Source organism: Rhodanobacter sp. Soil_C_14 (assembly GCF_057657335.1).
The window spans coordinates 64,671-78,982 of the sequence record NZ_JBDGIQ010000007.1; the positions used below are offsets into that span (position 1 = coordinate 64,671).

Here is a 14,312-nt window from a genome sequence, read left to right on the forward strand (position 1 = left end):
GGGAAGACGCCTTACGGCTGGCCACCGCGACGGATCAGCGCCAGCAGTTCGTGGCAGGCGCCCATCGTGTGGTAGTCGGTCTTGCCGGCGGGACTCTTTTCGTCGTCGTACTTGCGGTTGTCGCGGGTGAGGATGCGGTACCAGGCACCGTGGCGGTGATCGACGAAATGCTGCCACGCGTAGGCCCACAGCTTCACGTACCAGTCGTCATGGACAACCAGCCCGCTGCGCTCGTGCAGCAGGGCGGCGGCGGCCAGCGATTCGGCCTGCACCCAGAAATACTTGTCGTCGTCGCAGACGCTGCCGTCCGGCGCGAAGCCGTAGCAGATGCCGCCGTATGCGTTGTCCCAGGCGCGGGCCAGCGCGGTGTCGAACAGGTGCTGCGCGGTGGGCAGCATCCAGTCCGGCGCGGCACCGCGTTCGCGCAGCAGCGGCTCCATGATCAGCAGCAGCTTGGCCCATTCGGTCTGGTGGCCGGGCTGGAAGCCCCACGGGCGAAACAGGTGCTTCGGGTCGTCGCGGTGGTAGTCCCAGTCGATGGCCCAGTCGCGGTCGTAGTGTTCCCACACCAGGCCGCCGGCCAGCGCCGCCTGGCGACGGGTCATGTGATCGGCGAGGGTGTGCGCGCGGTCGAGGTAGCGTGGCTCGCGGCTGGCCTGGTAGGCGGCCAGCATCGCCTCGCACATGTGCATGTTCGCGTTCTGGCCGCGGTAGTCGCTGAAGTGCCAGTCGGCATCGGCCTCGTCGCGGTACAACCCGGCGTCGGCATCCCAGTAGCGCTGTTCCAGCAGGTTCCAGGTCTCGTCCATCCAGGCGGCGGCTTCGTCGATGCCGGCTTTCACCGCGCTGGCGCAGGCGAGCAGCACGAAGGCGACGCCGTAGGCATGGTTGGTGCGGTCTTCCGGCTGGCCGTCGCGGATGGTCCAGGCATAGCCGCCGCTGGCCGGATCGCGATGCACCTCGCGCAGGTAGCGCAGGCCGTGGCGGGCGGCGTCGAGGTACTCGCCTCGAAGCGCCGCGTCGTCGCCGAACTCGATCGCCGCCATCGCGTAGTTGAAGACGAAGCGGGTGCTGCTGACCAGGTGCCGGTGGCTGCGATCGTAGATCGTGCCGTCGTCGCGGAAGTAGTGGAAGAAGCCGCCTTGCGGGTCGATCGCGCGAGGGTGATAGAACGCCATCGTCTGCGCGATGTGTCCGCGCAGGAACCCGGCGGAACGGAAATCGGCGGAAGGAAAATCGGGACTGCTGTTCATGCCTGCTGTTCCATGAAGGCCAGCACCTCGTCGCCCCGCGGCATCGCGGCGAACGAACCCTGGCGGGTGACGGTCAGCGCGCCGCAGGCGGCGGCGAAGCGCAACATCGCGTGCAGGCGCGGCAGCTCGGTCACCAGGTGATCGAGTCGTTCGGCGCCCGCTTCGAGTTCGGCCAGGCAGCACAGCAGGCCGCCGACGAAGGCATCGCCGGCGGCGGTGCTGTCGACCACCTCGACCGGGTAGCACGGCAGCTCGCCCTCGGCGTCCGGATGGAACCAGCGCAGCGGCTGCCCGCCATCGGTCACCACCACCAGCCGGGTGCGGCCCAGCCACAGGCGGTCCAGCGCGGCCTGTTCGCCGTCGACCGCCAGCCAGGCGAATTCCTCGGCCGACAGCTTCACCACGTCGGCCAGGTGCAGCGCGGGCCACAGCAGCGGGCGGGGATCGATGTCGCGCGGCCACAGCGCCGGGCGCAGGTTGAGGTCGAAGCTGACCAGGGCGCCGACGCCGTGCGCGCGCTGCATGCCTTCACGGGTGGTTCCGGCCAGGGCGGGGTCGGTCATGCTGTTCGAGCAGACGTGGAACACGGCGACGTCGCGGAACGTGTCGGCGCGGAAATGCGCCGGCCGGAACAGCAGGTCGGCCGAGTTGTCGCGGTAGAAGCTGAAGCTGCGTTCGCCGCGGGCGTCAAGGGTGACGAAGGCCAGCGCGCTGTTCGCCGCATCGGTGCGCACGATGTCGTCGGTGCCGACACTGGCCTGCTGCAGGCTGTCCAGTAGGAAATCGCCGAAGCGGTCGCGCCCCAGCATGCCGGCGAAACGGGCGGCGCCGCCGAGACGCGCCGCGGCGACCGCGACATTGGCCGGCGCACCGCCCGCGAACGGCACGAAGCGGACGGCGAAGCCGTGGTTGTCGAAGCCGTCGGCGTGCAGGTCGATCAGCGCCTCGCCGAAGCACAGGATGGGATGGAAGGCCACTCACGACCCCCTTTGCGAGGCGTCGGCGGGCAGGCCCCGGATGCGCGAGCCGCTCAGGCCATAGAACACGATGTACAGGTAGCACAGCAGCGGCAGGAAGAACGCGTGCTGCAGGCCGATGTGGTCGGCGAGCAGGCCCTGCAGCGGCGGGATGATCGCGCCGCCGACGATGGCCATGATCAGCAGGCTGGAGGCCTTGCTGGTCATCGACCCCAGCCGCTCGATGCCGAGCGCGAAGATGGTCGGGAACATGATCGAGTTGAACAGGCCGATCGCGATGATGCTGACCATCGCAACGTCACCCGAGGTGAGCATGGTGGTCAGCACCAGCAGCGCATTGATCGCGGCGAAGCCGGCCAGCAGCTTGCGCGGCGAGAACTTCGCCATCAGCGCCGAGCCGATGAAACGGCCGATCATCGCGCCCAGCCAGTAGTACGACACGTACTTCGCGGCCTGCTGCTCGCTGACGTGGCCGATCTCGGGCAGCGACAGGTAGTTCACCATGAAGCTGCCGATCGAAACCTCGGCGCCCACGTAGAAGAAGATGCCCAGCACGCCGAACAGCACGTGCGGGTGGCGCAACACCTCGGCGAAGCTGTGGCGGTCGTGGTCGCCCTTGTCGGTGGCCTCGCTCAGCGCGGGCAGGCGGAACAGCCAGACGAAGACGGCCAGCAGGAACAGCACCACGGCCAGGCCGATGTACGGACCCTGCACGGCCTGCGCCTGTTGTGCCTGGTAGGCCAGGTGTTCCGCCGGCGGCAACGCGGCCAGTTCGGCCGGACTCTTCACCACGCTGGAAAGAATCAGCATGCCGCCGAACAGCGGCGCCAGGAAGGTGCCGAACGAGTTCAGTGCCTGGGCCAGGGTCAGCCGGCTGGAACTGGTGCGCTCCGGCCCCAGCAGCGCCACGTAGGGATTGGCCGCCACCTGCAGCACGGTGATGCCGGTGGCCAGCACGAACAGCGCGGCGAGGAAGGCGGGATACAGCTGCAGCGTGGCGGCGGGCCAGAAGCCCAGCGCGCCCACGCCGGCAATCGCCAGCCCCGCCACGATGCCCTTCTTGTAGCCCAGCGCGGCGACCATCCATCCGGCCGGCAACGCCATCAGGAAGTACGCGCCGAAGAAGGTGAACTGCACCAGCATCGCCTGGAAGTAGCCGAGCTGGAACACCGACTTCAGATGCGGGATCAGGATGTCGTTGAGGCAAGTGAGGAAGCCCCACATGAAGAAGATGGTGGTGAGCACGCCCAGCGCCATCGGATAGTCGGTGTAGCGCTCGCCGTGTGCCGGTGTGCCGGGCGTCGGTGACGGAGCTTGAGCGAAGGCCATGGAATTCCCCTGTGCGAATGAGCGGATGGGTCAGGCGGCGGGTGGTGGGCAGCTGCTTTCGCGCACCATCAGCCGCACCGGTGCGACGGTGCGGCGGCTGGCGGCCTGCGGTTGCTGCAGTCGTTGCAGCACCAATTGTGCGGCCTGCTTGCCGCGTTCGTGCGGCGCAGCCGACAAGGTGGTCAACGGCGGCATGCCGAGTGCCGCCTCGGCGATGTCGTCGAAGCCGGTCAACGCGAAGTCGTGGCCCGGGCGCAGCCCGCGCTGGTTGAGGCCGAGCATCAGGCCCAGCGCGACCGCGTCGTTGTAGCAGACCGCCGCGGTCGGTGCGAGCGTGCCGGCGAACAGGGCTTCGGTCCGGTGGGCGGCATCGAGCCGGGTCGGCGCGCATTCGACGCGCCAGTACGGTTCGGTGCGCAGTCCCGCGGTGTGCATCGCCTCGGCGTAACCGGCATGGCGCTGCCGGCACGAACTGGAGTCGTGGTGGCCGCCGAAGAACGCGATGCGCCGGTGGCCGCGGGCAATCAGGTGTTCGGTGGCGAGGCGGGCGCCGTGCTGGTTGTCCAGCATCAGCTGATCCCAGTGCGCGAACTCGGGCAGGGTGCCGCCCAGTTCGCGGTTGAACAGCAGCATCGGTGCACGCCGTCCGACCACGGCCAGCACATCCGGCGCCTTGCTGTGCTCGGCCGGCGACAGGATGATGCCGGCCGGGCCGTGTTCCAGCAGCGAACCGAGCACGGCCTGCTCGCGCGCGATCGATTCGCCGGTGCAGCCGAGCAGGGTGACGAAGCCGGCGGCGGCCAGCGCCTCGTCCACGCCGGCGGCGAATTCGGCGAAGAACGGGTTGGCCAGGTCGTTCAGCACCAGCGCGATGCTGGTCGAGGTGCGGCGGCGCAGGTTGGCGGCGGCGCGGTTGTAGACGTAGCCCTGCCGGCGCAGTTCTTCCTCGACCCGGGCGCGGGTGTGCTTGTTCACCAGCGGGCTGCCGCGCAGCACCAGCGAGACCGTGGCGCGCGATACGTCGCAGCCGGCGGCGATGTCGTTCAGGGTGACCTTGCGCCCGATCGGGCTATGACTCGACATGCAGTTTGCCTCATTAGAACGATCCAAATTTAGCTTATCGCAGCAGTTCGGCACGTCGCAGCGCAGCATGCCATGTCCCTTGCCGGATGATAGCGTGCGGACTTGAATCGTTCCAAAGGTAGATCAGATGACCGTCCGCTTGCGCGCTGTGCTTCCCTCTCTGCTCGGTGCCGCGTTCGGCATCGCCGCCCTCGCACCCGCCAGCGCGCATGCCGTGCAAGGCCATGCGGCGGCGGTCGATCCACGCATCGGCACGGGCGGCGACGGCCACACTTTTCCCGGCGCCACGGTGCCGTTCGGGATGATCCAGCTGTCGCCGGACACCGCGATGCCGGATTTCAAGCATGCGTACAAATGGGCCGCCGGCTACCAGTACGGCGACAGCAGCATCATGGGTTTTTCGCACACGCACTTTTCCGGTTCCGGCCATTCGGACCTGGGCGACGTGCTGGTGATGCCGATCGCCGGCGAGGTGCGGCTGGAGCCGGGCGATCCGGCCAAACCCGGCAGCGGCTACCGCTCGCGCTTCTCGCACGACAGCGAAGTGGTGCAGGCCGGCTACTACGCGGTGACCCTGAGCGATTACGGCGTGCGCGCCGAACTCACCGCGGGGCGCCGGATCGGCTGGCATCGTTACACCTTCCCGACCGGCAAGCCGGCGCACGTACTGCTGGACCTGCGCCCGAGCATCTACGACTACGCCGGCAAGGTGCTGTGGTCCAGCCTGCGCGTGCATGACGACGGCACCGTCACCGGCTGCCGCACCACCCGCGGCTGGGCGCCGGGACGCGAGCTGTGTTTCGCCATGCGCTTCTCGCAGCCGATGACCTCGCGCGAGTTGTTGAACCGCGAGACCGACGTGACCTACAAGGGCTTCGTCGGCCCGGGCAACCACGCCGCGGATCACGACGCGCAGAACGGCCGCGCCCTGGTCGGCGTGTTCGATTTCGGCAAGCTGAAGCAGCCGCTGGAAGTGAAGGTGGCGATCTCCACGGTGAGCGAGGCGAACGCGATCGGCAACCTCGACCATGACGGCGCCGGCTGGGACTTCGACGCCCGTCGCGCCGAGGCCACGGCCGCGTGGGACAATGCACTGGCGGTGGTCGACATCGACGCGCCGAAGACCGCCCGCACGCAGTTCTACACCGCGCTGTATCACGCGATGCTGTCGCCCACGTTGAGCATGGACGTCAACGGCGACTATCGCGGCCCCGACCACGCCGTGCACAAGGCGGACGGCTACGAGTTCTACTCGACCTGGTCGCTGTGGGATGTCTATCGGGCGCAGCAGCCGCTGATGGTCCTGCTCAATCCCCAGCGCAGCACCGACTTCATCCGTTCGCTGATCGCCGCGCGCGAGGCCAGCCCGTTCGGCATCCTGCCGGTGTGGGCGTACCAGGGCCTGGAGACCTGGTGCATGATCGGCTACCACGCGGTGCCGGTGATCGCCGACGCGTACATCAAGGGCGTGCGGGGCTTCGATGCGGACAAGGCGCTGCAGGCGATGGTGGCCAGCGCCACCTACGCGCCGTACGGGGATCTCGCCGACTACATGAAGCTCGGCTACGTGCCGATCGACAAGGAACCCGAAGGCGCCTCGAAGACGCTGGAGTACGCCTACGACGACTGGTCGCTGGCGCAGATGGCGAAGGCGATGGGCAAGACCGATATCGCGGCCACCTTCGCGAAGCGCGCCGGCAACTGGAAGAACGCGTGGGACCCGAAGACCGGCTTCATGCGTGCCCGGCTCGCCGACGGCACGTTCCGCGAGCCGTTCGATCCCACGGCGGCGGGCTATGGCAGCGACTTCACCGAAGGCAATGCCTGGCAGTATTCGTGGTACGTGCCACAGGACGTGCCGGGCCTGGTCGCCGCGATGGGCGGCGAGGCGAAGTTCGTGGACAAGCTCGATGCGCTGTTCGACGCCAAGGTCGACCCGGCCCACTTCAAGCACGTCGAGGACATCACCGGCCTGATCGGCTGGTATGCCCATGGCAACGAACCCAGCCATCACATCGCCTATCTGTACGACTACGCCGGCGCGCCCTGGAAAACCCAGCAGCGGCTGAAGCAGATCATGGACAGCCAGTACGCGGCGCGGCCGGACGGGCTCTCCGGCAACGATGACCTGGGCCAGATGTCGGCCTGGTACGTGTTCACCGCGCTGGGCTTTTACCCGGTCGCGCCGGGCAGCGATCAGTACGCGCTCGGCCGGCCGTTCGTGGCGCGCGCGGCGATTCACCTGGACGGCGGCCGCACGTTCACGATCACCGCCGCGCCGCTGGATGACGCGCATCCGTACGTGGGCTCGGTGACGCTGAACGGCAAGCCGCTGGATCGGCCGATGTTGCGTCACGGCCAGATCGTGGCCGGTGGCGAATTGCACTTCACCATGCAGGCGCAGCCCGCCTCGTCGTGGTCGGCAACACACTGATTGTCGTGACAATGTGAAGCACGTCAGGGCGCCGCGACGGTGCTCTGGTCAGCGTGCAAACATGCAAGAATGGCCAGAATGCCCAGCGGTGGTGGCTTGATCGAGGTGGCTGGCCGGATGAAAAAAAATGTACTTCCGCGCTGGCGCACGGTCGGCCTGCTGCTGGCCGTGATGGTCATCGTGGCACTGCCCTATGTGGTGACCCGGACCAGCATCCAGGAGACGCAGCGGGCGGCTGCATGGGTCGCCCATTCCAGCGAGATCAAGGCGGTGACCTATCAGCTGGCCTATCTGGCACGCGATGGCGAGAGCGCCAGCTACCGCCTGCTGGCGGGCGACGCCGACCAGCAGACGCAACAGCGTGCGATAGTCGCCGATCAGCAGATTCCCGCATTGATCCGCCAGTTGCGGGCGCTGACCCGGGACAACCCGGATCAACAGACTCGCATCGGCGCGCTGGACAATGCATTGACCGGTCGCATCGTCCTGATGAAGGAGGCCCGGACGAGAATTGCCCGCGGCGATACCGACGGCGCGCGACAGTCGTTGCGCAATGCGGGCGATCTGTTCGGCATCAGCGCGGAAATCGACGAAATCGTGCATACGGAAGACGGCCTGCTTGCCAGTCGCGAGGCCGCCGCGCGGGAGAAGGCCACGGACGGTGGCGTGGTGCTTGCGTTGACCGCGCTGGCGCAGCTGTTCCTGCTCGCCGTGATCGTGATGATGTCGGAGCGGCAGATCGGCCAGCGCCGGCTGGCGGAGAGTCGCGAAGGGCGCGCCGTGCAACGCTCGCGGATGATCTTCCAGGCCGTGCGCGAACCGATCGCGCTGTTCGACGACAACCTCAAGTCGCTGCTGGTCAACAATGCGTTCGGCGAGCTGTATGGAATGGACCCGGCAGGAAGAGCCGTGCCGCTGGCCGAGATCGGCGACGGTGCATGGAACGACAGCGTGCTGCTGCAGCGCCTGAACGACGTGCTGTTGCGTGACCGCGAACTGTGGGACTACGACATGGTCCAGCGCACCGCCGGCGGCATGGAGCGGAACGTGGTGATCAACGCGCGGCGCCTGCAGCAGCAGGACAGCGACGTGCCGGCGCTGCTGCTGACGGTCAGCGATGTCACCACTCGTGCGCTGGCCGAGCACCAGGTGAACGAGCTCAACCGCCAGCTCGAGGGCAAGGTGAGCCAGATTTCCGACGTCAACCGCGAGCTGGAGGCGTTCAGCTATTCGGTTTCCCACGACCTGCGCGCGCCGCTGCGTCATATCGCCGGCTTTGCGCGCAAGCTGGAGCAGCAACTGGGCGAACGCATCGACGACAAGTCGGCGCATTATCTGGCTGTCATCGGCGACTCGGCGCAGCGCATGGCGCTGCTGATCGACGACCTGCTGGTGTTCTCGCGACTCGGCCGGGGCGCCTTGCGGCTGCAGGGAGTGGACATGCAGTCGCTGGTCGACGAGGCCCGCGCGCTGGCCGAGACGGGCGCCGAGGGGCGCCGCATCGCGTGGACGATCGCGCCGCTGCCGATGGTGATCGGCGACGAGAACATGTTGCGCACCGTATGGCAGAACCTGCTCGGCAACGCGGTGAAATACACCGGACAATGCGAGCTGGCGAAGATCGAGGTGAGCGTGCGGCAGGGGCGCCACGGCAATTACGAATTTACCGTGAGCGACAACGGCGCAGGCTTCGACATGCAGTACGCGGACAAGCTGTTTGGCGTGTTCCAGCGCCTGCATCGCGCCTCGGAGTTTCCCGGCAACGGCATCGGGCTGGCCAACGTGCGGCGCATCGTGGCCCGTCACGGTGGCCGGGTCTGGGCCGAGGCCGAACCGGGTCAGGGCGCCCATTTTCATTTTTCCCTGCCGGCCACCGACGCGGCTGGCGCAAGCATCGAGAGCGAAGCATGAACAAGAAAGACCTGCGTACCATTCTTCTGGTCGAAGACAGCATGGCGGACGCCGAGATGGCGATGGATGCGCTGGGCGAGGCGCACCTGGCCAACCCGGTGGTGCACGTCGAGGACGGCGTCGAATGCATGGACTACCTGTTCCAGCGGGGCGCGTGGGCCGGGCGTGAACCCGGCAACCCGGCGGTGGTGCTGCTGGACATCAAGATGCCCCGGATGAACGGACTGGACGTGCTGACCGCGATGCGCGCCGATGAGCGGATGCGGCGCATCCCCGTGGTGATCCTGTCCTCGTCGCGCGAGGAAAGCGACCTGGCCCGCAGCTGGGACCTCGGCGCGAACGCCTACGTGATCAAGCCGGTCGACGTCGACCAGTTTTTCGATGCGGTGCGCACGCTTGGCCAGTTCTGGGCCTTGCTCAACCAGGCGCCGGAAAACGACTGAACGGACAGCACCAAGGACAAGGAACGAGGAACACCATGCCAAACCGGCAGCTGCGAAACATGCCGACCGTGCGCATCCTGCAGGTCGAGGACAGCGAACTCGATGCCGAGCTGGTGCTGGCCGAGCTTGATGCGGACGCGATCGCCTACGAGGTGCGCCTGGTCGACGACGAGAAGCGCTATCTTGCGGCGCTGGAAGAATTCCACCCGGACATCGTGCTATCCGATCTGAGCATGCCCGGGTTTTCCGGCATGCGTGCGCTGGAGCTGTTGCGGGGACGCGACGAGCACATTCCCTTCATCTTCGTCTCGGCCACGCTGGGCGAGGAAGCGGCGATCGGCGCGTTGCGCAACGGCGCGACGGATTACATCCTGAAGCAGAATCCGGCGCGACTGGCGAGTGCGGTGCGGCGGGCGCTGGACGAGGCGGAGGCGCACCGGGCCAATCGCCGCGCCGAGTCGGAGCTGATCCGGGCGCAGCGCTTCGAGAGCCTGGCGATGCTCGCCGGTGGCCTCAGCCACGACCTGCGCAACCTGTTGCAACCCTTGCTGCTGGCCGGCGACAGCCTGCAGGACTACCAGGACGACCCGCGCCTGGCACGACTGGGCAAGCTGGTGCGCGATTGCGGGCGGCGCGGGCTGGACATGGTGCACTCGATGCTGTCGTTCGCCCGCGGCGCCCGTCGCGCGGAGCAGGTGAAACTGGGCCCCCTGTTCAGCGCGTTCGACCTGCTGATGCAGGGCAGCGTGCCACGCAGCGTGGCGATGGAGCTGGTCATCGACGACCCGGAACTGTCGTTCGAGGGTAATCACACCGAGCTGCAGCAATGCCTGCTCAACCTTTGCCTGAATGCGATCCAGGCGATGCCCGACGGCGGCAAGCTGCACATCGAGACGTCGCAGACCACGCTGGACGATGACTTCTTCCTGCCGGAGGAGCAGCCGCGCAATGGACGCTACCTGTGCATCAGCGTGAAGGACGACGGCCCCGGCATGGAGCCGGCGGTGCTGGAACACATGTTCGAGCCGTTCTTCACCACCAAGGAAACCGGCACCGGCCTGGGGCTGCTGTCATGCAAGCGCATCGTGGGCAGCCACGGCGGCGTGATGCGGGTGGAGAGCGAGCCGGGTCGCGGCACCCGCTTCGACCTGTACATCCCGCTGGAGGAAATGGGCTCCGACGCGCTCGGGGCTGACGGCGACGACGATCTGGAAGGTGCGGCCGAGCGGGTGCTGGTGGTGGTGGAGGAGGCCGGTCAGTTGTCCCTGCTGGCCGACACGCTGGACGCCTATGGTTACCAGGCGCACGCCAGCCAGAGCGGTACGGCGGCACTGCAGTGGATCGAGGCCGGCGGCCTGCCCGACCTGGTGGTGCTGGACGCGGACATGAACCTGTTCACCGGCGTGCGCACGCTGTCGGCGCTGATCGAGCAGGGCTATGCCGGCGCGGTGATCCTGCTGACCCGTCCGGGCGCGGTGCCGGACCTGCAGGAATTGCCGCCGCTGCAACACCTGCACATGGTCGAGAAACCGGTGACCACCCAGGTATTGTTGCGCAGTTTGCGCAAGGCGCTGAATGCGGTGATTTCCGGCAACGGTTGAACGCGCGGCCGATCGCGCTTTCCGTGCCCGCGAGCGACGGTTGCGGAAGCGTTTGCGGAGTGAACCCGCGCGTCACGCAGCGCGCGAGCCCTCGCGCGGGCTCAAGCCTTCAGTCGATGCCCAGCTTCTTCAGCTTGTAGCGCAGGGCGCGGAAGGTGATGCCGAGTTTGCGGGCGGCCGCGGTCTTGTTGTAACGGGATTCTTCCAGCGCCTTGACGATCGCGGTGCGCTCGAGATTGCTGATGTAGTCGTCCAGGCCGCCGTCCGCACCCGCGGCGGCAGCAGCCGTGGCGGGCGCCGTCGCCGTGGCGCCGGCCAGTTGCTCGGTGCCGACGCGGGCGCTGCGCTGGGGCAGCATCAGGTCGACCGCCTCGATGGTGTTGCCGTCGCACATCGCCATCGCGCGTTCGAGCACGTTCTCCAGCTCGCGCACGTTGCCGGGGAAGTCATAGGCCGCCAGTGCATCGCGTGCGGCCGGCGCCAGCTGGCCCACCGGTTCGCCGCTCTTGCCGGCCAGCGCCTTGAGGATGAAGGCCGACAGTTGCGGCACGTCGCCACGGCGCTCGCGCAGCGGCGGCACGCGCAGTTCGATCACGTTGATGCGGTAGAACAGGTCCTGGCGGAACTGGCCCTGCTCGACCAGCTGGCCCAGGTTCTTGTGGGTGGCCGAGAGGATGCGCACGTCGACCGGAATCTCGTCGCGGCCGCCGATCGGGCGTACCGCCTTTTCCTGGATCGCGCGCAGCAGTTTCACCTGCATGTGCAGCGGCAGCTCGGCCACTTCGTCGAGGAACAGCGTGCCGCCCTGGGCGGCCTGGAACAGGCCTTCCTTGTCGGCACCGGCGCCGGTGAAGCTGCCCTTGCGATGGCCGAAGAATTCACTTTCCATCAGCTCGGACGGAATCGCGCCGCAGTTGACCGGCACGAACGGTCCACTGGCGCGGGGACCCTGCTCGTGAATCAGCCGGGCGACCAGTTCCTTGCCCACGCCGGATTCGCCGGCGATGTACACCGGCGCCTGGTTGCGTGCCAGCTTGCCGATGGTGGCGCGCACCTGCTGCATCGCCGCCGAATCGCCGATCAGCCGGTTGCCGCCATCGCCGGGAGTGGCAGTCGCGCCGCCGTTGCGTTTTTCCTCGGCCAGGCGCAGGGCGGTGCGGACCAGTCCGCGCAGCATCTGGATGTCGACCGGCTTGGAGACGAAGTCGAAGGCGCCAGCCTTCAGTGCGTTGACCGCGGCGTCGACGTTGCCGTAGGCGGTGATCATCGCCACCGGCATGTCCGGATGTTCGCTGGCGATCAGCTCGATCACTTCCTGTCCGTTGCCGTCGGGCAGGCGCATGTCGGTGAAGCAGAGATCGTACGTGCGCTCGGCCAGGGCGCGGCGTGCATCACCGACCGTACCCACTGCATCGACCTGCAGGTCCATGCGGCCCAGCGTGATCGTCAGCAGCTCGCGAATGTCGCGTTCATCGTCGATGACCAGTACGGTCTGTGCGGTCATAGGAGGTCCATGTTTCCCGAAGCAGGCTGTTGAAGGGTACTAGGGCGGGCCAAAAGGTCAACGCGTGGCGGTCTGCACCGCCTCGCTGGTTTCCGCCGGACTGCGTGCCGGCGGCGTCAGCACCAGCCGGAAGCAGCTGCCGCCACCGGCCACCCGCACGTACTCCAGCGCCGCCTGGTTCGCATCACTCATCTGTCGCGCGAGATACAGGCCCAGCCCGGTGCCGTATTCGTGGGTGGTGTAGAACGGCTCGAAGATCTGCGCGGCCACCTTGGGCGCGATGCCGGGGCCGCGGTCGATCACTTCCAGGATCGGCACGCCGTGCTCGCCCTGGCGGGTCACCACCATCACCCGCGCCGGCTCGCCGGGCAGGCGGCCGTAGCGCAGCGCGTTCTGCACCAGGTTCCACACCACCTGCTGCAACTGCTGCGGGTCGGCCACCGCAGCCACCGGCGTGCCGCTGCTGGCGATCGCCCGCAGCGAATCGGCGCCCAGGTCGTTGCCCTGCACGTACTCCTCGACGAAGGCCTGGGCCCAGTGGCCCAGGTCCAGCGTTTCCGGGCGCGAGCGCTCGCGGCGCGACAGCTGCAGGATGTTCTCGATGATCTCGTTGAGCCGGATGCAGTGGTTGTTGATGATCTCGACCATGCGCTGGTCGGTGGCGTCCATGCTGTCCGATTCGGCCAGCAGCTGCGCCGAGTAGCGGATCGCCGCCAGCGGGTTGCGGATCTCGTGCGCGATCGAGGCGGACAGCCGGCCCAGCGAAGTCAGCGTGAGCTCCTCGGCGCGGCGCGACAGCAGCGAGGTGTCGTCGAGGAAGATCAGCACGTGCGAGTCGTCGTTCGGCGCCAGCCGGGTGAAGCGCGGCACCACCTCGGGCACGCCGTCGGCAAGCTGGGTGGCGGTCTCGTCCAGCTTGCCCGAGGTCATCCAGTGGTACAGGCGGCGCGACAGTTCCGGCGCCAGCTGGCCCAGGTCGCGCTGGTCGGCGCCGGGGTTGCCCATCAGCATCCAGGCGGACTCGTTGATCTGGTGGATGCGGTTGGCATCGTCCACCAGCAGCACGCCGGTCTTCATGCGCCGGATGATCAGTTCGTTGACCTGGGCCAGGTTGGCCAGGTCGGTACTGCGCTGCTCGGCCAGCGCCTCGGTGGCGCGCAACTGGCGGCCCAGCACGTTGCACAGGCTGGTGGTGGCGAAATAGGCCAGGCCGAACAGTCCCGCCTCCAGCAGGTCCCGGTCGCCGGGATTGCTCGCCGAATCGCCGAAAAAGGTGTGGCCCAGAATGCCCAGCGTGGCCAGCGCGGCGAAGAAGCTGGACAGCCGCAGCGGCAGAATCAGGGCGCCGGCACTGAGGTTCACCGCCAGCATCATCGCGATGCCGATGCGGGCATCGTGCATGGCGGCGATCGCCATCACCGCCACGGCGATGTCCACCACCAGCGTCGCACCCACCACGATCAGCGCGTGGGGCATGCTGCGCCGGTTCAACAACAGCATGACCAGGGCGAACACCAGATACAGCGTGACCATGCCATGGGCGAGGTCGGGGGCATTCAGTTGCGGCCAGCCCAGCCCGGGCGGGCTGAAGGCCAGGCCCGCGTAGACCAGCGCCTGTACTACCCGGAACGCGTTGAGGAACGACAGCTCGTGGCGAATCGTCGCAGTGGCGGCAGGGGTGGCGACGAACGGGGCGCTGTTGGGCACTTGGGCTATTCCCTGGCGATTCCGGGCGAGTATAGACGGGCTGATCGGCGCTGTGAGCCACTGCGAAAGC

10 protein-coding genes are annotated in these 14,312 nt (G+C 67.7%); 4 read left to right on the forward strand and 6 right to left on the reverse strand.

Annotated elements, in window-relative coordinates; all coding sequences use genetic code 11:
- Positions 1 to 11: 11 nt before the first annotated feature.
- From AC3A56_RS15620 to AC3A56_RS15635, 4 genes are all read right to left on the reverse strand, one after another.
- Complete coding sequence (locus AC3A56_RS15620; protein WP_487770959.1) at positions 12 to 1,253, reverse strand: AGE family epimerase/isomerase; 1,242 nt, start codon at positions 1,251 to 1,253, stop codon at positions 12 to 14.
- Positions 1,250 to 2,230: a carbohydrate kinase family protein gene (locus AC3A56_RS15625; protein ID WP_487770960.1), complete on the reverse strand. Its 981-nt coding sequence runs from the start codon at positions 2,228 to 2,230 to the stop codon at positions 1,250 to 1,252. The genes AC3A56_RS15620 and AC3A56_RS15625 overlap by 4 nt, the downstream gene beginning before the upstream one ends.
- The gene (fucP, locus tag AC3A56_RS15630) at positions 2,231 to 3,487 is read right to left on the reverse strand and encodes an L-fucose:H+ symporter permease (RefSeq protein WP_487771026.1); all 1,257 of its coding nucleotides are present in this window, start codon (positions 3,485 to 3,487) and stop codon (positions 2,231 to 2,233) included.
- Positions 3,488 to 3,589: 102 nt separating this feature from the next.
- A complete protein-coding gene (locus AC3A56_RS15635; protein ID WP_056766908.1) occupies positions 3,590 to 4,642 on the reverse strand; it encodes a LacI family DNA-binding transcriptional regulator in 1,053 nt (350 codons plus the stop codon).
- Positions 4,643 to 4,769: 127 nt separating this feature from the next.
- Here AC3A56_RS15635 and AC3A56_RS15640 point away from each other — a divergent pair, with 127 nt between their 5' ends.
- From AC3A56_RS15640 to AC3A56_RS15655, 4 genes are all read left to right on the forward strand, one after another.
- A complete protein-coding gene (locus tag AC3A56_RS15640; RefSeq protein ID WP_487770961.1) occupies positions 4,770 to 7,076 on the forward strand; it encodes a GH92 family glycosyl hydrolase in 2,307 nt (768 codons plus the stop codon).
- 117 nt (positions 7,077 to 7,193) lie between these two features.
- On the forward strand, positions 7,194 to 8,987 hold the full coding sequence (locus AC3A56_RS15645; protein WP_487770962.1) for a sensor histidine kinase: 1,794 nt from the start codon (positions 7,194 to 7,196) through the stop codon (positions 8,985 to 8,987).
- Positions 8,984 to 9,430, forward strand: a complete 447-nt coding sequence (locus tag AC3A56_RS15650; protein ID WP_056717285.1) for a response regulator — start codon at positions 8,984 to 8,986, stop codon at positions 9,428 to 9,430. The genes AC3A56_RS15645 and AC3A56_RS15650 overlap by 4 nt, the downstream gene beginning before the upstream one ends.
- Before the next feature lie 35 nt (positions 9,431 to 9,465).
- Positions 9,466 to 11,031 (forward strand): hybrid sensor histidine kinase/response regulator, encoded by a 1,566-nt coding sequence (locus tag AC3A56_RS15655; protein ID WP_235577821.1) that lies wholly within the window; start codon positions 9,466 to 9,468, stop codon positions 11,029 to 11,031.
- Between the two features lie 109 nt (positions 11,032 to 11,140).
- Here AC3A56_RS15655 and AC3A56_RS15660 read toward each other — a convergent pair whose 3' ends face one another.
- Together AC3A56_RS15660 and AC3A56_RS15665 are read right to left on the reverse strand one after the other, a co-directional pair.
- On the reverse strand, positions 11,141 to 12,535 hold the full coding sequence (locus AC3A56_RS15660; protein WP_487770963.1) for a sigma-54-dependent transcriptional regulator: 1,395 nt from the start codon (positions 12,533 to 12,535) through the stop codon (positions 11,141 to 11,143).
- Positions 12,536 to 12,592: 57 nt separating this feature from the next.
- Positions 12,593 to 14,242 carry a sensor histidine kinase gene (locus AC3A56_RS15665; RefSeq protein ID WP_487770964.1) on the reverse strand — a complete coding sequence of 550 codons (1,650 nt, stop codon included), beginning with the start codon at positions 14,240 to 14,242 and terminating at the stop codon, positions 12,593 to 12,595.
- Positions 14,243 to 14,312: the final 70 nt, after the last annotated feature.

Excerpts from the sequence above, each read along its gene's own strand:
- fucP (WP_487771026.1), bottom strand. The coding sequence starts at position 3,487 with ATGGCGCTGGGCGTGCTCACCACCATCTTCTTCATGTGGGGCTTCCTC.
- AC3A56_RS15645 (WP_487770962.1), top strand. The coding sequence starts at position 7,194 with ATGAAAAAAAATGTACTTCCGCGCTGGCGCACGGTCGGCCTGCTGCTG.
- AC3A56_RS15620 (WP_487770959.1), bottom strand. The coding sequence starts at position 1,253 with ATGAACAGCAGTCCCGATTTTCCTTCCGCCGATTTCCGTTCCGCCGGG.
- AC3A56_RS15660 (WP_487770963.1), bottom strand. The coding sequence starts at position 12,535 with ATGACCGCACAGACCGTACTGGTCATCGACGATGAACGCGACATTCGC.
- AC3A56_RS15655 (WP_235577821.1), top strand. The coding sequence starts at position 9,466 with ATGCCAAACCGGCAGCTGCGAAACATGCCGACCGTGCGCATCCTGCAG.
- AC3A56_RS15635 (WP_056766908.1), bottom strand. The coding sequence starts at position 4,642 with ATGTCGAGTCATAGCCCGATCGGGCGCAAGGTCACCCTGAACGACATC.
- AC3A56_RS15650 (WP_056717285.1), top strand. The coding sequence starts at position 8,984 with ATGAACAAGAAAGACCTGCGTACCATTCTTCTGGTCGAAGACAGCATG.
- AC3A56_RS15640 (WP_487770961.1), top strand. The coding sequence starts at position 4,770 with ATGACCGTCCGCTTGCGCGCTGTGCTTCCCTCTCTGCTCGGTGCCGCG.